Genomic DNA, 20,357 nt, shown 5'->3' with positions numbered 1-20,357 from the left:
CCGCCGAACTCCAGACAAAACCGGGGCGCCTGGTTTGGGGCGGCTTCGCCACCCAGCGCGGGACAAGCCCGCTCACTACAGGAGATTTGTCAGCCGTTAAAGTTGTGCAGATACTTGGGGCTATCGCAGGCAAACCACATCGTACCCCGCGTTAACGCTTGGGCAATTCGATCAGCACTTTAAGGCCGCCCAGTTCAGCATCCTGCAGCTGCAACACCCCGCCCCACACTTCGGCGATGTCTCGCACGATTCCCAATCCCAGGCCGTGGCCATCGATCTGTTCATCCAGGCGTGTACCGCGACTGAAGACCTGATCACGCTGGGTTTCGGGGATGCCGGGGCCGTCGTCTTCCACGGCCAGCAGGTAGGTGTGCTCGGTCTCGGAGAGGGTCAGGCGCACTTCGGCGTCCGCCCATTTGCAGGCGTTGTCGAGCAAATTGCCGAGCATTTCCAAGAGGTCTGCACGGTCCCAGGGCAGTTGCAGGCCGGGGTCGACGTGGTAGCTCAGCTCCAAGTGTTCGCCGTGGATCATATTCAGGGTGGCCAACAGGCTGGGCAGTTCCTTTTCGCAGTCGAACAGCGCACCCGGCAAGGTTTCGCCAGCCAGGCGAGCGCGGTTGAGTTCGCGATTGAGGCGTTGCTGCACCTGTTCCAGATGCTCGCGCAACAGCTTGGCCAGCGCGGGCCGGTCCTTGAGCTGCTCGCTGGACGCCACGCTCAACAGCACCGCCAGCGGGGTTTTCAAGGCGTGTCCGAGGTTGCCCAGCGCATTGCGTGAGCGCTTGAGACTGTCTTCGGTATGCGCCAGCAGGTGGTTGATCTGCGCCACCAAGGGCTCCAGCTCAAGGGGCACCTGCTCGTCGAGCTGCGAGCGCTGACCCTGTTGCAGTTGGGCGATCTGGTTACGCGCGGTTTCCAGGGGGCGCAAGGCGCGGCGGACGGTGACCCGTTGCAGGACCAGCACCAGCAGCAGCGCCGCCAGCCCCAGCACCAGACCGATCTGGCGCATCAGGCGAAAGCTTTCGCGTACAGGCGTGTAGTCCTGAGCCACGCTGATGGAAATCAACTGGCCGAAACGCTTGTAGTCCGAGCGCAATACCAGCAATTGCTGGCCCTCTGGCCCCAGTTGCAGGTTGCCCTTGATCCCGACCTCGGGCAGCCGCGGCAACTCCTGGTCCCACAGGGAGCGGGAGCGCCAGTGGGTATCGGCAAAATCGACACGAAAGTAGTGCCCGGAAAACGGCCGCTGGTAGGCCGGCGAGACGTGCTGCTCATCCAGTTGCAAGCCGTTGGGCCCGCGCACCATGGCCACCAGCAGGTTTTCGGCGTCGTTACGCAGCCCGGCTTCCAGGTAGCGCTGCAGCCCGGCTTCGAACAACCACAGACTGGTTTGCGCGAGCACCACGCCGACGATCACCATCACGCTGATCAGGCCCAGGCTCAGGCGTCGTTGAATGGACTTCATGCAGGGCTGGCGCCAAACCGGTAACCCTGGCCGCGCCGGGTTTCGATCACGCTGCGTCCCAACTTGCGGCGCAAGTGGTTGACGTGGACCTCCAACACGTTGGAATCGCGCTCGGTCTCACCGTCGTACAGGTGCTCGGCGAGGTGGCTTTTCGACAGGATCTGTTGGGGGTGCAGCATGAAATAGCGCAACAGCCGGAATTCAGCGGCGGTCAGCTGGATCTCCGCGCCGTCGCGCAGCACGCATTGGCGACCTTCATCCAGATGCAACCCGGCGGCCTGCAAGGTGGGCTGGTTGGCCTGGCCATGGGAACGGCGCAACAGCGCCTGGATGCGCAGGTGAAGCTCTTCAGGGTGAAAGGGTTTGCTCAGGTAATCATCGGCACCGGCCTTGAGCCCTTCGATGCGCTCAGCCCAGGAATCGCGGGCGGTGAGGATCAGCACCGGAATCGCCAACCCGGCGGCACGCCACTGCGCCAGCACCTCAAGCCCGGGCAGGCCAGGCAATCCCAGGTCGAGAATGATCAGGTCATAGGGCTCGCTGCGCCCCTGGTACGCCGCATCACGGCCATCGGCCAGCCAGTCGACGGCGTAGCCCTGGCGTTGCAGGCCGGCCAACAGTTCGTCGGCCAACGGTACATTGTCTTCCACCAGAAGCAGGCGCATCAGTCTTCCTCGTCTTTGATCAGCACACCGGTGCTGGCGTCCAGCTTGATCTCGCGGACCACCCCTTCGGTGGTCACCAGCTCCACTTCATAAGCGTATCGGCCGTGCTTCTTTTCCAGCTCCGCTTCCAGCAGGCGTGAACCGGGATAACGTTCCATGGCCTGGTGCAACAGTTGCTCCAGCGGCAGGATTACTCCTTGCTGGCGCAAGGCCAGGGCTTCATCCTGATTGAGATCGCGGGCCGCCAGGCTGGAGCAAAATGCCAGGAGCACCAGCGCGACTCGACTGCCGGCGCGTAAATTTACCTTCATTACGTATCCTGATGATTCTTGAGAACCTGCCCGGTGAGCGCGTCCAATTCAATGTCCCATTCGATGCCCTGGGTATCTTCCAATTCGACCTGGTAGAGGTACCTGCCGTACTCCTCGTCCAGGTCGGTGTCCAGCAGCCTCGAACCGGGGTGCAGGGCCAAGGCCGTGGCCTCCAGTTGGTCAAAGGCGACAATAGTAACAGTGGCAGGCACGTTCAGTGGTTTGTCGGGGTCCACGGCTCCGGCCTGGGTTGCCGTGAGGGCGATGATACCGGCGGCGACCAGAGCGGTGAGGCGCTTCATCATAAGTCTCCGTTACAGGATGTTTTCCTACGCAGGCCACCGTACCCGCTGCAACTTAATTGAACCTGAATTGCCACCATGGCAATTTCCGACAACGCTCTTCTCCAATCATTGCGCGAGATTTCTTATAATTCCTGCTCGCTTCAACAGAGACCGGTATGACAGCCATCCACATCAAGTTTCCCGCCCTGACTCTCAAGGCCGGCAAACGCGCATTGGCGCGCATTCGTGAGCGAGGCCTCACGCCGGCCGACGTCGGCATCCTGCCTGGCGCGGCCGGCGGCCCAAAGGCGCTGGGTATCCAGGGGCTGGACCTGGCGCTGTTCGGCGACTGGCTGCCCCGCGCTCCTCGGGAGCGGTCGTTGATCGGCGCCTCCATCGGTTCCTGGCGGTTTGCCAGTGCTTGCCTGCCCGACCCGGTGCAGGGCCTGCTGGACCTCGGCCGCCTGTATAACGAACAGCGCTTTGCCAAAGGCGTGACCATGGCCGACGTCAGCCGCAGCTGCCAGCGCATGCTCGACGACTTGCTGGCCGGACGGGACGCACGGGTGCTGGATAACCCGAACTATCGCCTCAACATCCTGGTGGTCAAGAGCCACGGCCTGCTTGCCGATGACCATCGTGGGCGCCTCGGGCTGGGCCTGTCGTCGGTAATTGCGGATAACCTGCGCGGCCGCGCACGGCTATCGCGGCACTTCGAACGGCTGATCATCCACGACCCGCGCCAGGCGCCGCCGGTGCATCCGTTGAAGGATTTCCCGTCGCGCTTCCTCGGCCTCGAACTGGGCAACCTGCGCCAGGCGCTGCTGGCGTCGGGTTCGATCCCCATGGTGATGCAAGGCGTACGCGACCTGCCGGGCGCGGGCGCCGGCACCTACCGCGACGGCGGCCTGCTGGACTATCACCTCGACCTGCCCTACCAAGGTGACGACATCGTGCTGTACCCGCACTTTACCGATCGGATCATTCCCGGCTGGTTCGATAAAGGCTTGCCGTGGCGACGCAGCAGCCAGCAGGGTCTGCAGGATGTGTTGCTGCTGGCGCCGTCCAAGGATTACCTGGCCCGCCTGCCTTACGGCAAACTGCCCGATCGCAGTGACTTCAAGCGTTTCATGGGCGATGACGCGAGCCGTAACCGGTACTGGCAAACGGCGATGAGCGAGAGTCGGCGGTTGGGTGATGAGTTTCTGGAACTGGCGGATAACGGCCGGTTGGGCGAGCGCTTGCAAGTACTCTGACCCAGCGGCATGCGCAGCAAGGGATCAAGCTGTTAAACTCGCCGCCTGCCAGATACCTGACCGAGCTGAAAATACTGTGGAAATCTTCAAAGAGTTTACCTTCGAGTCCGCCCACCGCCTGCCCCACGTACCGCAAGGCCACAAATGCGGGCGCCTGCATGGGCATTCGTTCAAGGTGGCGATCCACCTCAGCGGTGACCTGGATCCCCATACCGGCTGGATTCGCGACTTTTCGGAGATCAAGGCGATTTTCAAGCCGCTCTATGAACGTCTCGACCACAACTACCTCAATGACATCCCAGGCCTGGAAAACCCGACCAGCGAAGTGCTGGCCAAGTGGATCTGGAAGGAACTCCAACCCCTGCTGCCCGAGCTCAGTGCGATTCGCATCCACGAGACTTGCACCAGCGGCTGCATCTATCGCGGCGAGTAAGCCCGGGATATGAAAAAACCACCTGCACGGTGGTTTTTTTGTGCCTGTTCGACTGATCCAATTTGTATCACCGCCGCACCGCTTTCGTGCCCGACGGGGCACCGCGAACACCTCTTCCAGCGTTTCTTCCCCTGTTTGGCTATAAATACTGTGCACAGCGCACAACGCCTGCCGTGCGCGCATCGCTACTGCCGATTTGGCACGCGCGGTGCAACGGGCCTGCGTCACTCATTCAGGGAGCAAGGCACATGACGCAGCAAGAACCGGGCAACGACTACCCCTTAAGCGAAGTCCCGTTGCATGCGCGCAAGGGCCTGGCATCCACCGCCATGGTGCTGCTGGGCTTTACCTTTTTTACCGCGACCATGTTTGCCGGCGGCAAGCTGGGGGTGGCCTTCAGTTTCACCGACATGCTGGGTGTCGTGGCCTTGGGTAACCTGCTGTTGGGTACCTACGCCGCGGGCCTGGGTTACATCGCGTTCAAGAGCGGCCTGAATTCGGTATTGATGGGGCGCTTCTGCTTTGGCGAAGTGGGCAGCAAGCTCAGTGACTTGATCCTGGGCTTCACCCAGATCGGCTGGTACGCCTGGGGCACCGCCACTGCCGCCGTGGTGTTGGGCAAGTATTTCGAGCTGAGCCCGGGCAGCGTGCTGGCGCTGATGGTGGTGTTTGGCCTGGTGTTCTGCGCCACGGCCTACATTGGTTATCGCGGGTTGGAGATCCTGTCCTACATCGCGGTGCCGGCCATGGGCATCCTGCTGTTTCTATCGATGTGGGTGGCCACGGTGAAAGTCGGCGGCCTGGATGGGCTGCTGGCAGTGGTACCGACCGGTGAACTGGATTTGTCCACGGCCATTACCCTGGTGTTCGGCACGTTTGTCAGCGGTGCGACCCAAGCCACCAACTGGACGCGCTTTTCACGCTCGGCCAAGGTGGCGGTGTTGGCCAGCCTGATCGGTTTCTTTATCGGCAACGGCTTGATGGTGCTGATCGGGGCCTATGGTGCCATCGTTTATCAACAGCCGGACGTGGTTGAAGTCTTGCTGCTGCAAGGCTTCGCGATGGCGGCGATGGCCATGTTGCTGCTCAATATCTGGAGTACCCAGGACAACACCATCTACAACTTCGCGGTAGCCGGCTGCAACCTGCTGCGCACCAAGCGCCGCAAGACGGTGACCCTGGCCGGTGCCGTGATCGGGACCCTGCTGGCGTTGCTCGGTATGTATGACCTGCTGGTGCCGTATTTGATTCTGCTCGGCACGGTGATCCCACCGATTGGCGGGGTGATCATGGCGGACTTCTTCTATCGCTACCGCGGCCGCTATCCACGCCTGGCCGACGCGCGCCTGCCGGCGTTCAACTGGCCAGGACTGGTGGCCTATGCCGTGGGTACGGTGCTGGCGTTCAACTCGCCCTGGGTCGCACCGTTGGTGGGGATCGTTGTCGCATCGTTGACCTACATCGCGCTCACTGCCGTACTCAGGGTGCGCGCGCCCTTGGCTGAAGCCCAGGCATGAGCCTGACCGTCGCCGACGTGCTGGCGCTGACAAGCCTGGAATCCATGCGACTGCGCGCGGGTGAGACAGGCCCATCGCTGCGCCACGACGCGCATCATGGCCCCAGCCTGATGCCCACCGTCGAAGCCTGGTTTCATGAGAATGGTAACCTGGTGGCCGCCGCCCAGCGGCTGGCCGTGTATCGCAACACCTTGACCCACCGCGTCCAGCGGATCGAGGCCCTGTACGGGCTGACGCTGGATAATGCTTATGATCGCCTGGACATCGGCATTGCGCCGATGATCTGGCGACTGTCTGCCTGATTGTCTTTAGCCAAGAGGAACTTGCCCATGCACATCATCAACGCTCGCCTGCGCAACCGTGAAGGCCTGCATGATCTGCACCTGGAACATGGCCGGATCGCCAGCATCACGCCGCAAGCGGGATCGCCGATTGCGACGGCCAACGACCTGGACGCCGCCGGTAACCTGGTGATCCCACCCTTCGTCGAACCGCATATCCATCTCGACGCCACACTGACCGCCGGCGAGCCACGCTGGAACATGAGCGGCACCCTGTTCGAAGGCATCGAATGCTGGGGCGAACGCAAGGCCACCATCACCGAGGAAGACACCAGGACACGCGCTCGGAAGACCATCCAGGCCCTCGCCGCCCACGGTATCCAGCATGTGCGCACCCACGTCGACGTCACCGACCCGGACCTCACGGCGCTCAAGGCCATGCTGCAGGTGCGCGAAGACACCACGCACCTGATCGACCTGCAAATCGTCGCGTTCCCCCAGGAAGGTATCGAGTCGTACCGCAATGGCCGCGAACTGATGGAAGAAGCCATTCGCCTGGGCGCCGACGTGATCGGCGGTATCCCCCACTTTGAGTACACTCGCGACCAAGGGGTGAGCTCGGTGAAGTTCCTGATGGACCTGGCCGAACGTACCGGTTGCCTGGTGGACGTGCATTGCGACGAAACCGACGACCCGCACTCGCGCTTTCTCGAAGTGCTGGCCGAAGAAGCGCGCAGCCGCGGCATGGGCGAGCGCGTCACCGCCAGCCACACCACGGCCATGGGCTCCTACGACAACGCCTACTGCGCCAAACTCTTCCGCCTGCTGGGGCATTCGGGTATCAGCTTTGTTTCCTGCCCCACCGAAAGCATTCACCTGCAAGGCCGCTTCGACACCTTCCCGAAACGCCGTGGTGTCACCCGGGTCAATGAACTGCTGGAAGCCGGCATGAACGTGTGCTTCGGCCAGGACTCCATCGTCGACCCCTGGTACCCCCTGGGCAATGGCAACATCCTGCGGGTGCTCGAAGCCGGTTTGCACATCTGCCATATGCTCGGCTACCGCAACTTGCAAAACGCCCTCGACCTGGTGACCGAAAACAGTGCCAAGGCCATGGCCCTGGGTGACCGCTACGGCCTGGAACCGGGACGGCCGGCGAACCTGTTGATCCTCTCGGCGGACAGCGACTACGAGGTCATCCGCAGCCAGGGCTTGCCGCTGTACTCGATCCGCAACGGCAACGTGTTGATGAAGCGTCGGCCCGCGCAGGTGGAGTTTGTATAAAGCCTGGGTCAAACGATCGAATCGATATCCAGCGTCTGTGCCCTCCCCCATTCGTTGTCCACGGCGGGAGGGATACTGGCGAGTTGCGACAGCTCGCGGTTTTCACGGTGGCTGAACCAGCGCTTGAGGCTGGGCTGCAAGTTGGCGCCCTGTGCGTGGCTGCCGTAGACATCACGGGCTTCGAGCCGGCGCCAGCGCAGGGTTGCGAGGCGCTCGCGGCTGGTGTGCAAGCGATCGATCTCGGTGTTCAAGGCTTCGTTGTGCTCATAGCCACGGTCGTTGGCGGGTCGCAGACGCGCGAGTTCGCGGCGCTTGTTTCGCAGTTGCTGGCGCATGTCCTCGAGTGCTTGATCGAGCAGCTCGAACTCTCTTGGCGTTACCAAGGGGCCGCTGCTTTCCTGGCTTTGTTGCCAGCGCCGCAGCGTCGCCCAGGCAGCCGGGATGTAGCTGGCGGTCATGAAGTGCTGATTGGCCTGGAACAGCTGTTTGAGCAGGTTATCGCGGTCGGGCATGTCTGCGTGGAGTTGCAACGCTCGGTTGCAGCCGGCCTCCTGGATGGATTCACAGCCCGGCTTCCAAAGCACCGATGAACGCGTGCCATCCGGCAGCATGATCGGCATGAAGTGTTGTTGTTCGCCATGGTGCTGGTAGGGGTTGCCGCCCAACCGAACCAGGCCGGCGGCGAACAACAGGCCGCCCGGTGCCGGCGCGCTGAACAGTGTGACGGCGCCAGGAACCCAGAGTTTGGCGGTGGTGTTCATCCACGGGGCTGGAACACTGGGGACCGGATCGTTGTGATTGACGATGCGGTGGTGGACCAGGGAGGACGCGCCTGCGGTGAATTCCGCGTCGGCGGCGCGGGGGGCGCCGTAGGTGTAGAGGAGGATGTTGTATTCACGGCCCGGAGTACGACGTAGTCCTTCTGCCAATAGCAACGCAATCGCGCCGCCCAGGCTGTGGCCGCAGATGATTATTCGTTGGCCAGTGTGGAATTGATCGAGGTAGTACAACACGAAATCGCGCATCGCCCGGTAAGCCTGATAAAAACCTTCGTGAGCCTTGCCTACGCCTTCAGCGAAAGCTACCTGGTGGGCGTTTGCATCTCGCAGCCCATCAGCGGCACTGGCGGTGCCACGTACCGCAATCAGGATCACCTCCTCGTGATGGCTGATAAAAGCCTGAGTATCGGTACCAAACTCTTTATCGTCGAAAAAGTGCAGCCGCGCCGGGTGCTCTTGCTTCTCACCCAGCTCCGGTCGGTTTTGTGGATACATCACAGGATCGAAGGGCAGAATTTCGAAGCGTCGAGAGTATGGCACCTCCTCATAAAGGGGGTAGAAGCGCTGCTGTTGCTCTGCATCGACTCGCCAGGCTTCGTGATAACCCGAGAGCTTTTCAGCGAAAAGGTGCCCGACGCTGGGATCAAGCGGGAAGCGGACTTCGTCCTGAGGCCGTTGGGGCGGTTCCTGTCCAAAATTGCAATAACTCAAGGAGGCCATCAACGCCAGTTGATAAAGATTCAACGCACAGAACCCGTCTTCCGTTGAAAGCAATGGCCGCAGGGCTCGTAGCGGCCTGACCTCCAGAACAGTATGGCAATTGGGAAATAGCACCACCCCCGCCAACGTCGGCTGCGGCGGACTAAATCCCAGGTTTGCCATCATTTCTAATGCATGCCGTTGGGGCTGATGAGTTCGCGGTTCAATCGACGGTAAGTGCGCGACATGTCGAACCAAATCTCGTACTTCGACTTGATAGAACCGGTTGGCCGTTTGCTGAGCTCGACGCCCTTCGGTGCGCCGACCGTCAGAGCCAGCAAACCGAGTCTGCTCAGCCCGAACTTGAAGCTCGGTAATAGGAAGCTGGTAAGTGGAGCGCAACATCAGCCGCTGATACGGCTGCTCTGTTCCTGAATACAATTCGTCAAAAACCAGCACCACAGGTCCGCAGTAGATATTTTGTAGCTTGGCAAATCCTTCTCCATTCAACCTGCCTTTGTACTGCTGCCCAGCGCTATCGTGGACGGTGTAGGGCAGACCGCCGTATGCCGCTCCAACGCCCAGCTCATCGACCAGGCAAAAGCTCACCCAATGCCCTCGCAATGAGCAGGCCGGTTTGCTATCACTGAAAAAAGATTGCTTCCGTGCATCCAGCTTCATGAACGTGCTCCTTGTTATTTACACGATGGATAAACATCACATACGCGACCATCCGGCATTTTTATGGGTTTGAAGTCGGAGGTATTGCCGTTACAAAACGCATCAAGGTCTTCAAAACTTCTACCTCTACAACGCCTCCAGCCGCCTGGTACGACTACCCAGTTATCACCAACAGCCGGTTCTTCCTTACCAATGACATCCAGTACCATCCTGAGCGTTTTCCCTGGTAGCTGATCTCGTTGCACAAAACCTGACAACGGACTCGCTGTGTTCAGAAAACGGCATCTTAGAATCTTGACGATCGCGTGCTGTGGCCCTACCGTCCGAAACAACCACTGACATTGCCTGTGTAACTCCTGAATCCCTGTTACTGGCATTCCTGATTCATCAGCGCCTGAATCATCTAGAATTGGAAAACCTGTAAGGTCTCCCCCAACATCCGTATCTCGTTTTCCCCACTTCGCATAAATATCAAACTCCACACTCCGCAAAACTGTAGGGCAACCTTCAATCACCTCAGTCAGCGGCAACTCAAAACTCACCCGCTCAGCCACGGGCTTGTAACGCGCAATAAAAATTTTCCGCTCCGGTCTCTTGCCTCGACGCCTCGGCAACGTACAGGTTTGTCTCGTCGCGGGACCGTAGTAGGCGGCGCCGATAAAGCGAAATTCTGCCGGCAAATCCACCTCCAATGTAAAGCTGTCATCCGGCTTTCCCGCACATCCCGCCAGGCCCGCCACCCCCAGCACAATCAACACGCCAAACCATCTTTTACTCATCCCTTTTCCCCATCAAGTTCCACTGCTCCACCACCCGCTGAAAGTGATCCTGTGGTGCTTCTTCCTCTTTCGGTTGCCACCGTATGAAGCTGTTTCCCGTGGCCTCCTCCAACCTGCGCACCACCAAAAACTCCAGTTGCTCCGGCGCCCGCCATTGCCAGGCGCGCGCCTGCCCCAGCACCTGGGTCAGCCAGACCCTGGGGTCCTGGAATTCAACCAGTGCCACCAGGTCTTCGCTGTGTTCGGCCAACAGATAACGCAGAATGTTGGCGTGAAGGATGGCTTCGGCATTCGGGTTTGGCGCGCTCAGCCAAGGGGCGAGGTCGGGCGCCGGATATTCACCGGGGATCGGGTTGTCATCGCACTGCCAACGGTCGTCGTGCCAGTAACAGACGCTGATCAATGGGCCGAGAAAGAGTGAACAGTGGTCCCGGTCGAGGTAGGCCAGCGCGCGCGCCAGGGTGCGGTTATCGTGAAAGCGGTACAGCGATTGCTCGCCTGGCGACCCCACCAGCAGGCGGTCGCGCCAGTGCCGAGCCACGGCGGCCAGGTCCTCGCTGGGCAGGCTGCCCAGCCAGCCCCAGTTCGTCTCGGGTTGATGCAGAAGGTTGAGCAGCGCGGGCTCGTTCATCCGTTCCAGCAGCAGGATAACGGGGCCTTGCGCCGCCAATTCCGCCAGGGCGGTCCCGGCGTAGAGGCTGCGATACCCTGACACATCGCGCGCCGCGAGCAGCGGCTGAAGCGCTTCATGCTGCCCCTCAAGGATCAAGCACAGTCGCCGCCCCGCCTGCTGCTGTTGATCCATCCATCGGCCTGGCATGTCCTGCATCAGGCAGCCCTCCTCGGCAGATCACACTGGCCTTCGCGGCAGCGTTCGCATAGCGGGCAGTAATCCGCCCCCAACTGCTTGGCCAGGCTCATGATGCGGCCCTGGGCTTCAGACATGGTTGGCACGTCGGCCACCTTCAATGCGTCGGCCAATCCCGTCACGGACGGAGCACCGCCCAGGGTAATGGGACGACTGCTGAAGATACCGCCCGCCTGGATGACCAGGTGCTCCCCACCCGCCTTGAGGCTCAGTTGCCCTCCGGCATCGATCACCAGGCTGGCGCCGGACTTGAGGTGAAGCTGCTGCCCGGCTTCGATGACCAGGGTCTGCGCGACGTGGGTCCGGCTATCGCCGCGTACATCGAGGTAATCGTTGGCCTCAAGCACGACGTTGCGATCGCCGGTGACGTGGCGATGCTCCTCGCTTTGCAGATGGACAGTGCTGATGCCATGGATGATTTCCCGCCGCTCTCCCGCCACTTCCAACCGGCTGTCATGGCCGATCTGCTGCTCCAGGTCCCGTTGCGCCCGGAGGTAAACAAGCTCCTCGCCACGACGGTCCTCAAGGAACAGCTCATTGGAGCCCTGCCCACCCACGGCGCTGCGGCTGCGCAAGACGCTGCGAGTCTTGTGCTGCGGCAAGGAATAAGCCGGCAGGTGCAGCGCGTTGGGAAGGCAACCGTTGATCAACGGCCGGTCCGGGTCCCCTTCCAGGAACGTCACCAGAACCTCCATGCCCACCCGTGGGATCATCATCGCGCCGAACCCGTCACCGGCCCACCCGGACGCAACCCGGACCCAACAACTGCTTTTGTCGTCGGACGTGTCCAGGCGATCCCAGTGAAAGCGCACTTTCACCCGGCCATAGGCGTCGCAATGCACGTCCTCGCCGGCCGGCCCGGTCACCGTTGCGGTCTGGCTGCCATTGATGGTCGGCTTGGGGTGTTTGAGCGGGGGTCGGTGCACCGCTTGCCACGGCGTCGCGGTAAAGCGATTGCGATACCCCTGGAACCCATCCGCCGCGGGCACCGCCTCCTCCAGCACCTGCGGTTGATAACCTTCATGACGCACCGACGTAATCAGCCACAGGTCGTTGCAGGACAGATCGGGATGGTCGCGCATTTCAAGGAAGTGCCCACTGCGCAACGCGGGTTGATCACTCTTGCCCAACGCCCGGTGCCGATCACGCTGGTGGCGCTCCAGCCCACGACGCGCCAAGTGCTTGCCACGGGCGCGGCCAGTGAAGCCCGCGGGGTAACGATAGTCCTCAAGGGGGCCTGTCGAGGCAGGACCCGCGCTGTCCTGTAGCTGCAGCGAGGGATGTTCGAAGTCGTGATCGCGCCGCACCGTCCTTTGGCTACGGGTGGCCAGGCGTACGTCGAAACGCTGGATAACCCGTGTACCGGCTTGCAGCCCGCCGTCGGCACAATAGCGTTGCACGGGCAAACGGCGGAACACCGTCTGGTCGTCACCAAAGACCAACAGGTGCGCATCCGCGCTGTGACGAAAATGGTAATGAATGCCCTCCTCTTCACACAGGCGCTGGATGAAGTGCAGGTCGCTCTCGGCGTACTGCACACAGAATGCGCGCGGTGGATAAACCACGGGGCCAAGCTCGAAGCTATAGGCGTCCGCGAGGATGCCATGCTGCTCAAGGACCGTGGCGATGATTTGCGGCACGCTGCGCTGCTGGAAAATCCGCTGGTCGCGCCGGTGCGCAAGATAGGCCAGGCGCGGCGCCAGGGTCAGGTGATAACGCGTGACGCGACGCCCCAGGTCATCACGGCCTACGGCGTAAACCTGCCCATGCAGGCCTGCGCTCATTTCGCCGAAGTCCAGGTAGGCAGATTGGTGAAGCAAGCTCTCCAGGTCCAGGGAAGGGTTTTCACTCACCCCCTGCACATGGATGAAAAACGGTTGATCAAGGATCTCGCTGCCTTTGAAGGCCAGCACGGCTAAGTCGATATTTATATGTGGAAGCGTCAAATTGAAACGTGACGAAACAAACGCGTTAACCATCCGTTGTTACCCGCTGTTAATGAGTGGACACCCCGGGAGAGTTCCTCTCGTTGGAGATGACAGAGTTGCCGAGAAAAGTACCTGAACGCCCTGAAGCTTAGCGATTCCAGGCAAAAATCGGTTGTTTGAAAATAAAAAAGAAGTTTCGTACGCCTGAGTTGGAAGTGTCTGTTAAGAAATAAGCGAACACGTCAAAGAGCCACTTCTTAACAATAAGAAATGCCCTACTCTAGCTTTCACAGGAATGAGTAATGAATAGAGAAATGGCTGACACCAGATCGCAGCGTCAAACGCTAGGAAACCTCATGCCTGCGGTTGCGCAGCCCCGAACAGACTGACGCTCAGCAACGTTTCGCCCAGGAACACTGATTACAGAACGCCCCAACGATCGGAGGCGATCTGGAAGGTGGTAATCCACCGCGAGAACCCAGGGGTTCAAAAGCCCCCGCAGGGATTACGCACCTTCCAGATCGCCTCCTGCAAACGCGATACTGCTTGTGTGGTTGCCAAGCCGCCGGACGTTCCAGGTTTGTAAAAATAAAATTCATAACCACCCGGAATCCCAAGGGAACCCTGCTCGCGCGTCAAGGCCTGATGTGCAACGATGTCGCGCCGGACACCGTTCATCGAACGCAAAAACAAGGATTTTTCATGACTGCCATCCCCCTCCCAGCGTCCGTGGTTCCCGGGCGGCTGGAGCAAATGTCGACCCGTATCGCTTTCTTCATTGCCGGCTTCGGCATCGCCGCCTGGGCGCCGCTGGTGCCCTATGCCAAGGCCCGCGCCAACCTGAGCGAAGGCACGCTGGGCCTGCTGTTGTTGTGCCTGGGTGTCGGCTCGATCATCGCCATGCCCGTAGCAGGTGCATTGGCGTCGCGCTATGGCTGCCGACGCGTGTTGAGTGCCGGGACGATCTTGATCTGCCTGGCGTTGCCGATGCTGGCCACGGTCAGCTCGGTTCCATTGTTGATGATCGGGCTGTTCCTGTTTGGCGCCGGTTTGGGCACCGTGGACTCCACCGTCAACCTGCAGGCGGTGATCGTCGAGCGGGCCAGCGGCAAGACCATGATGTCGGGCTTTCATGGGCTGTTCAGCCTGGGAGGGATTGTCGGTGCGGCGGGAGTCTCGGCATTGCTGGGGCTGGGCCTGTCACCCTTGCAGGCGACCCTGGTGGTGATCGTCATTACGCTGGCGGCGCTGCTCAAGGCCGCGCCGCACCTGCTGCCTTATGGCAGCGAAAGTTCCGGGCCGGCCTTTGCCGTCCCCCACGGCGTGGTGCTGTTCATTGGCTGCCTTTGTTTTATCGTGTTCCTGGCCGAAGGCGCGGTGCTCGACTGGAGCGCCGTGTTCCTCAGCGCCGAACGCGGCCTGGACGAAGCCTACGCAGGCCTGGGTTACGCAGCATTTGCCTTGACCATGACGGCTGGGCGGTTGACCGGTGATGCCATCGTGAAACGGCTGGGCGCCCGCCGGGTCATCGTGATCGGCGGCGCACTGGCCGCCGCCGGTATGCTGCTGGCGACCTTGTCTGCGGCTTGGGAAATCGCGTTGCTCGGGTATGCGCTGGTGGGCGCTGGCTGTTCGAATATCGTGCCGGTGCTGTACACCGCCGTCGGCAAGCAAACGGTCATGCCGGAGCATATTGCGGTGCCGGCGATTACCACCCTGGGATACGCCGGGATTCTTGCGGGCCCCGCCGTGATCGGTTTTATCGCCCATGGCAGCAGCCTCAGCACCGCCTTTGTGCTGATCGCGGTGTTGCTGGCGGCGGTGGCAATCAGCGGCAAGGTTCTCAAGGTATAACTTCAGCGCGCTTTGCGAGCCTCATCCTGCTCCAGCCAGCGATCGAGGCTCTTGTTGCTGAGATAGCCTTCATATTGAGGTGGACCAAACAATCGCGTGCCATTGGCTTGCTCCAGCGAGCGTAACAAACCTGGCCGTTCGAGGATGTTCCTGGCGGTGTAGACGCAGAGTTCACTGTACTTGGGCCTGGGCATGCCAGTCTGGGGCTCCAGCACAGGCGCACCCTGCGGATCAACCTCGTACGGGTCCTGCATCACCGTCTTGAGGGCGGCAACTTCTATGTACTGATGCTGCTCGAAAAGAAATGTCCGATCCTTGGTTTTATCTCGCAGTAGCGCAAAATGGAATTGCAGGGCCTGAACCACCCGGGCGTTGCCCTGGGCATGGAACGGATCCTGGCTGAATTCATTTGGCGAGCTGTTCCCTGATAACGCCGAAGCGCCAGCCTTGAGGCTGTCTCGCGTGATATCGCCATTGCGGCTCATGATCGCGTCAATCAACGGCGGGCGCTTGAGCATTTCGCTGACGATCTTGATGGTTTTATCCCTCTCTTCGTTTTGGCCTGCAGGTTGCGCGGCGACCCGCTGCAAGGCCGACCAGGTCAAACGCCCTTCCTTGAGGAATGGGTACAGCAAACCGAAGTTTTTCTCCAGGACCGTCGCCAACTGGCTATCGGAGGACGTTGCACCCGGTTCAGGGAGGTTCGTGCGTGCGACGACGGCGTTCTGCAACCCCCGATGATGTGGCGCAAAGAGTGTTCGTCGCACTACCGGCGGTCTGCGAGATGTCCCATCAGGGGGATCCGACCGGGCGTCATTCCAGGTTTGCAGGGGAATGGCCGGTGGTGGCGTAGCGGGCCGCAGGGTCGCCTCATCCGGGACTGACGACCGTACGGGTATTAATACACCCTCGAGCATAGTGGGTCTCTCCAACTTTTCGAATACACGCGTGCCTGGGATTCGCTACCTGGGTGACCGATAGAGCCCAATGGGTTTCAGCCAGATCGGCCCCCGATGTGTGGCTGGATGGGCACGGCAGTTCCGGTTGACTGATAAATACCCGTGACAGCATGTAAAACGTTGGCGCCACGCAGGAGCAACTCAGCGCTTGTCTGCGAACCAGGCGAACCAGCCAGGGATCCACCCAGCGTGCCTCGGTGCCTTGGGGCCATCCCCGCAAGGCCGCTCAGGCTCAGGCAGGCCACGAAAAAAGTCGTCGGCGACCGGCGCCCGGAATTTGCACTGGCCGGTGAAAGCCTTCATCCGTCGGGTCTCGGCGGCATGTGCATACGACGGCGCCTGGCCGGCGTGTAGAGCCTCGTCCCTCTCTGCTGTCGAATGACGCATTCCAGCTGTATTGCAAAGTGCCCCCCGACAGCCGGACGTAGGGGATTGAAAGGAGGTTGAAGTCATCGGGCTAACCCTCATGTGAAATCTGAAAGCGGCCGTTCTGATCAAGGCCGTTGGGTCGGATCCACGTGGCAAATGGGGCAATCCGTTGCTGGCATCAGTAAGGCAGGCGCCTGACGCTGTTATGGCGCCTGTGGGATTTTCAGCGAGACATCAAATACAGGGCTTTCCAACTGATTCGACCGTCATTCTCCGGTCCGGCGAGGTTGTCCAGCTTCGACACCAGATCGCTGCGCTTGAGAAATTCCTGCGCCAGTTGGATCAGGTGATCCTTCGCAGAATCCCCCGTCAGCGGGCTGGACGCCAACTTTTTAAAGTCTGCAATCCGCAGGTTCGGGCCCCGCTTGCCGCCCTTTAACTCTTTGAAATGGTCGAGCATTTCCTGCGCCAGTTGCTTGTCGCTGCTGTACTTGAAATGGTTGTCTGCGTTGATAATCGCGCGCAGCTGTTTCCGGCCGATCAGACCATCCAGCGCACCTGTGGTGCTGTGCCGGTCGATGGCATCCGTCAGCTCCGAGCGCCGCAGCAACTCCCTGGCCAGGCGAATGTTCTTGTTCATTGCGGGGTCGTCGGACCATCCTTTATTGGCCATCGCGTGAAGGCTGTCAACGCTGACGTAACCTGGGTTTTGAGGGTCTTTGAAGGCTGCGAAGTTGTCGAGCAACTGCTGCGCCAACTGTTCATTATTTTTGTGTGAGTAGTGCGGATCAGGCCGCCATGGCAGCGTCGGGAACGGTCGGCCAGGGGTGGGCGTAGGTCGCGGCGGCGCGCTGCCGTTGCTCGGATCTGGCCTTGGCGGCGGATTGCCACAGCCAGGATTGGGCCTTGGCGGCGAGTTGCCACAGCTAGGATTGGGCCTTGGCGGCGGGTTGCTACAGCCAGGATTGGGCCTTGGCGGCGGATTGCTACAGCTAGGATTGGGCCTTGGCGGCGGGTTGCCACAGCCGGGATGCGGGTGTGGCCGATGCCCGCACCAATGGCCCACCCAGCGCCTGACCGCCTCCAGGAAACGGGGCGACACAGGCGCCTCTTGAGTACCGTTTTGACGTTGCACCGTTGCCGCAGAGCCACCCAGCACCGGCCCGGCCTGGTGATCGCGGACGCTGAAATTGACGCTTGCACTATTCTGGCCATGAAAGGAAGGCGCAGCAGGCGCCGAGCCGCTGGCCCTCGCCTGAGGTTTGGCATGATTGTGCGCGAGATCAGCCGTTGTTGAAGCAGAGAGGGATGAATCGAGGGTTGATACCGACATAAATTTCTCCAGTACGTTGAGCATCACCTTCAGCCTGTCGCTCCTCAGGTGTGTCCATGTGTGGAGTTGATGTCGGAATCAGTTCCAGAACAGCCAGAAAGTTGTGCTGTACAGATGTAGGAAAAACGTAAAAATCGCAGCCCGATCGGACTGCGGCTTTTCATCACAATCGATCAGAACCCGACGCTGGCCTGCACGAAAAACGTACGCGGCTCGCCCAGGTACAGCCCGGCATTGTTATCGCTGGAACGGGTGTAGTGCTGTTGGTCGAAGACGTTTTTTACGCCCACCCCCAGTCTCAAGTTGGACATCTGCTCGCCGAAGTCATAACCGCTGCGCACGTTGACCGAGACATAACCAGGGATATCGCCGAACTGGCCATCGGCGGTGCCTTGGGTCATGTAGGTGCTGGTCGTACCGGGTGCGCGCTGGCCGGACTGGGCGTAGACATCCAGGTTGTGCGTCCAGCGGTCGACGTCGTAACGCAAGCCCAAGGTGGCCACTTCACGGGAATACAACGGCAGGTCACGGCCCTTGAACGCAACGTCGCCTTCGGAGGTGGCCTTGGTGTAGGTGAAGCCGGCACTGGCAGTCAGGCCATCGAGGCGCGGGTCCAGGTTCGCCAGGTCGTAATGGGCCGAGGCCTCGATGCCGGTGTGCTTGGTGGCGCCGAGGTTGGTCCAGCCTACGTCGTTGCTGACGTACTGCAGCTCATCCGAGAAGTCGATGTAGAAGAATGTCAGCTCACCGCCCCAGGCAGTGTTGTTGTAACGCGTACCGACCTCATAGGTCTTGGCCTTTTCCGGGTTCAGGCCGTTAGCGGTCTGGTCGCCGGTGCCGCCCTGGCCCAGTTGGAAATACTGCAGGCTGCCGAACGAGGTCTCGTAGTTGGCGAACAACTTCCAGGCGTCCGAAACGTGGTACATCACGCTCAGGGCCGGCAGCGGTTCGTTGTTGTGGACTTCGCGACGTTTTTCCTGGGTGCGGGTGCCGTTCAGCGCGACCACCGGGCGGTCATGCCATTCGGTGCGGATGTCTTCGAAGCGGATGCCTGGGGTGAGGGTCCACTTGCCGATATCGATCTTGTTATCGATGTAGAACGCGCTGGCCTCGGTGCCCCCGGTGCGGTCCTGGTAGACGTGGCCGTCATTCTGCCCGCCCGGCGTCGGTACGTTGTTGACCAGGTTCAGGCTGGTGGCTTGCTCATGCATGCCTTCCTTGAGGTAGCGATAACCCAGGCTGACTTCCTGGGTGCTTGGGCCTACATCGAACACATGGGACACCCGCGGCTCGATGCCGAAGGTGTAGTAGGTGCGCGGGTAGGAGCCGAGGGTGCGCAGGTCGCGGTTGGCGATGTTGCTGCCGCGAAAGCTGTCGGAATAGTAGGTCAGCACCTCGGCCTGGGTGCGGTCGTCGATCTGGCGGACGTACTTGAACGACACGTCCTTGCGGCGCCCGCTGAAGTTGTCCCAGTCCCGTACCGATTGATAGGGGTTGGCGTCGAATTGCCGCTGAGTCAGGCCGCCGGGCATGTCGGCGCTGGCGTCGTAGTAGTGGAAATTCAGCGAGAAATCGTCCTGATCGGTCGGCGCCCAATGGGTCTTGAGGATCACGTCGTCGATGTCGTTGGAATTGTTGCTGTTGCGGTAACCGTTGCCATTGACCCCCGAATAGAGCAACGCGACGCCGATGCCGTTGTCGGCGGTGCCGCCGATAAACGCGTTGTCGACGTGCTTCCAGCCGCCATGGGCGGAGGTTTGCAAGGTGGTGCCGACTTCGCCGGAGAATATCTCGGGGATAGCGCGGGTCACGAAGTTGATCACACCGCCGACGTTCTGCGGCCCGTAACGCACCGAACCCGCACCGCGCACGACATCGATGCTGTCCAGGTTGCCGGCGGAGATCGGGGCCATCGACAGTTGTGGCTGGCCGTACGGCGCGAACGCAGCCGGTACGCCGTCGATCAGCACGGTGGAGCGAGGCGACAGGCGCGAAGTCAGGCCACGAACGCCGACATTGAGGGAAATATCGCTGCCGCCGGTGCCGTTGGCTTCCTGCACCTGCACACCCGGCACACGGCGCAGCACGTCGCCGACGTTCATCGCGCCCTGCTCCACCATGGCTTCGCGACGGATTACGGTGCGCGCGCCGGGGTGGTTCTGCACCACTTCAGCGTTAGCGTCACCGAGCCAGTCGCCGACGACCTTGATGTCGGTGGCGCCCAGTTCAAGCGGCGAGCCGGCTGCACCGGAGCCACTGTTCAACTGGCGCAGGGTCACGGAGCCGGCATCGATCTGGTAGTCCAGGCCGCTGCCTTGCAGCAACTGGCGCAGTGCCTGCTCAGGGGAAAGGTTGCCGTCGACCGCGGGCGCGTGTTTGCCAGCGACCAGGTCGGGGCTGAAGAACACTTGAAGGGACGTCTGCTGGCCCAGTTGGCTCAGCGCCGCACCCAGGGGCTGGGCCTGGATATGGATCGCCTCGGCCGCGTAGGCCGAAGGGAGCGCGGCATTGACTGCGAGCGCCAAGGCCAGCGGCGCCCAGCGAGAGATTTTATTGTTGTGGAGGGCGAGTTTTTTCACGTCGAACCGAGTCCTGTGATCGCAAGTGTATGC

16 protein-coding genes and 1 pseudogene are annotated in these 20,357 nt (G+C 61.1%); 6 read left to right on the top strand and 11 right to left on the bottom strand.

Annotated elements, in window-relative coordinates; all coding sequences use genetic code 11:
* Window positions 1-151: 151 nt before the first annotated feature.
* The 4 genes from KVG91_RS19735 to KVG91_RS19720 are packed head-to-tail and all read right to left on the bottom strand — an operon-like array spanning window position 152 to window position 2,743.
* On the bottom strand, window positions 152-1,465 hold the full coding sequence (locus tag KVG91_RS19735; protein WP_169374585.1) for an ATP-binding protein: 1,314 nt from the start codon (window positions 1,463-1,465) through the stop codon (window positions 152-154).
* Window positions 1,462-2,130: a response regulator transcription factor gene (locus KVG91_RS19730; protein WP_169374586.1), complete on the bottom strand. Its 669-nt coding sequence runs from the start codon at window positions 2,128-2,130 to the stop codon at window positions 1,462-1,464. Before KVG91_RS19730 ends, KVG91_RS19735 begins: the two co-directional genes overlap by 4 nt.
* Window positions 2,130-2,441, bottom strand: coding sequence for a PepSY domain-containing protein (locus KVG91_RS19725; protein WP_169374587.1), 312 nt, complete (start codon window positions 2,439-2,441; stop codon window positions 2,130-2,132). Before KVG91_RS19725 ends, KVG91_RS19730 begins: the two co-directional genes overlap by 1 nt.
* Window positions 2,441-2,743 carry a PepSY domain-containing protein gene (locus tag KVG91_RS19720; protein ID WP_169374588.1) on the bottom strand — a complete coding sequence of 101 codons (303 nt, stop codon included), beginning with the start codon at window positions 2,741-2,743 and terminating at the stop codon, window positions 2,441-2,443. The genes KVG91_RS19725 and KVG91_RS19720 overlap by 1 nt, the downstream gene beginning before the upstream one ends.
* Before the next feature lie 158 nt (window positions 2,744-2,901).
* Between KVG91_RS19720 and KVG91_RS19715 the strand changes: the two genes are divergently transcribed.
* The 5 genes and pseudogenes from KVG91_RS19715 to codA all read left to right on the top strand — a co-directional run bounded on the left by KVG91_RS19715 (window position 2,902) and on the right by codA (window position 7,496).
* Window positions 2,902-3,981 (top strand): patatin-like phospholipase family protein, encoded by a 1,080-nt coding sequence (locus tag KVG91_RS19715; protein ID WP_169374589.1) that lies wholly within the window; start codon window positions 2,902-2,904, stop codon window positions 3,979-3,981.
* Between the two features lie 76 nt (window positions 3,982-4,057).
* Window positions 4,058-4,414: a 6-carboxytetrahydropterin synthase QueD gene (gene queD, locus KVG91_RS19710; protein WP_169374590.1), complete on the top strand. Its 357-nt coding sequence runs from the start codon at window positions 4,058-4,060 to the stop codon at window positions 4,412-4,414.
* A 248-nt stretch (window positions 4,415-4,662) separates the two neighbouring features.
* Window positions 4,663-5,931, top strand: coding sequence for a cytosine permease (codB, locus tag KVG91_RS19705; protein WP_169374591.1), 1,269 nt, complete (start codon window positions 4,663-4,665; stop codon window positions 5,929-5,931).
* Between the two features lie 68 nt (window positions 5,932-5,999).
* Window positions 6,000-6,233, top strand: a pseudogene (locus KVG91_RS19700) (helix-turn-helix domain-containing protein); the annotation flags it as partial.
* Window positions 6,234-6,260: 27 nt separating this feature from the next.
* Window positions 6,261-7,496 carry a cytosine deaminase gene (gene codA / locus KVG91_RS19695; RefSeq protein WP_169374592.1) on the top strand — a complete coding sequence of 412 codons (1,236 nt, stop codon included), beginning with the start codon at window positions 6,261-6,263 and terminating at the stop codon, window positions 7,494-7,496.
* 8 nt (window positions 7,497-7,504) lie between these two features.
* On the opposite strand, the gene KVG91_RS19690 is transcribed toward codA, so the two are convergent.
* The 4 genes from KVG91_RS19690 to KVG91_RS19675 are packed head-to-tail and all read right to left on the bottom strand — an operon-like array spanning window position 7,505 to window position 13,281.
* Entirely contained in the window at window positions 7,505-9,655 is a 2,151-nt protein-coding gene (locus KVG91_RS19690) for a lipase family protein (protein ID WP_169374593.1), read from the bottom strand.
* 14 nt (window positions 9,656-9,669) lie between these two features.
* Entirely contained in the window at window positions 9,670-10,434 is a 765-nt protein-coding gene (locus KVG91_RS19685) for a hypothetical protein (protein ID WP_169374594.1), read from the bottom strand.
* Window positions 10,427-11,263, bottom strand: a complete 837-nt coding sequence (locus tag KVG91_RS19680; RefSeq protein WP_169374595.1) for a DUF4123 domain-containing protein — start codon at window positions 11,261-11,263, stop codon at window positions 10,427-10,429. Before KVG91_RS19680 ends, KVG91_RS19685 begins: the two co-directional genes overlap by 8 nt.
* Window positions 11,263-13,281 carry a type VI secretion system Vgr family protein gene (locus tag KVG91_RS19675; RefSeq protein WP_169374596.1) on the bottom strand — a complete coding sequence of 673 codons (2,019 nt, stop codon included), beginning with the start codon at window positions 13,279-13,281 and terminating at the stop codon, window positions 11,263-11,265. The genes KVG91_RS19680 and KVG91_RS19675 overlap by 1 nt, the downstream gene beginning before the upstream one ends.
* 651 nt (window positions 13,282-13,932) lie before the next feature.
* Between KVG91_RS19675 and KVG91_RS19670 the strand changes: the two genes are divergently transcribed.
* Window positions 13,933-15,084 carry an MFS transporter gene (locus KVG91_RS19670; RefSeq protein ID WP_169374597.1) on the top strand — a complete coding sequence of 384 codons (1,152 nt, stop codon included), beginning with the start codon at window positions 13,933-13,935 and terminating at the stop codon, window positions 15,082-15,084.
* A 2-nt stretch (window positions 15,085-15,086) separates the two neighbouring features.
* On the opposite strand, the gene KVG91_RS19665 is transcribed toward KVG91_RS19670, so the two are convergent.
* From KVG91_RS19665 to KVG91_RS19655, 3 genes are all read right to left on the bottom strand, one after another.
* Complete coding sequence (locus KVG91_RS19665) at window positions 15,087-15,689, bottom strand: type III secretion effector protein (RefSeq protein ID WP_225927025.1); 603 nt, start codon at window positions 15,687-15,689, stop codon at window positions 15,087-15,089.
* Between the two features lie 946 nt (window positions 15,690-16,635).
* Window positions 16,636-17,157: a hypothetical protein gene (locus KVG91_RS27620; RefSeq protein WP_225927024.1), complete on the bottom strand. Its 522-nt coding sequence runs from the start codon at window positions 17,155-17,157 to the stop codon at window positions 16,636-16,638.
* A 761-nt stretch (window positions 17,158-17,918) separates the two neighbouring features.
* Window positions 17,919-20,324, bottom strand: coding sequence for a TonB-dependent siderophore receptor (locus tag KVG91_RS19655; RefSeq protein WP_169374598.1), 2,406 nt, complete (start codon window positions 20,322-20,324; stop codon window positions 17,919-17,921).
* Between the last annotated feature and the right edge of the window lie 33 nt (window positions 20,325-20,357).

Origin of the sequence: Pseudomonas azadiae (genome assembly GCF_019145355.1) — a bacterium.
GTDB lineage: Bacteria > Pseudomonadota > Gammaproteobacteria > Pseudomonadales > Pseudomonadaceae > Aquipseudomonas > Aquipseudomonas azadiae.
This window is presented reverse-complemented; position numbering and strand designations above follow the sequence as displayed.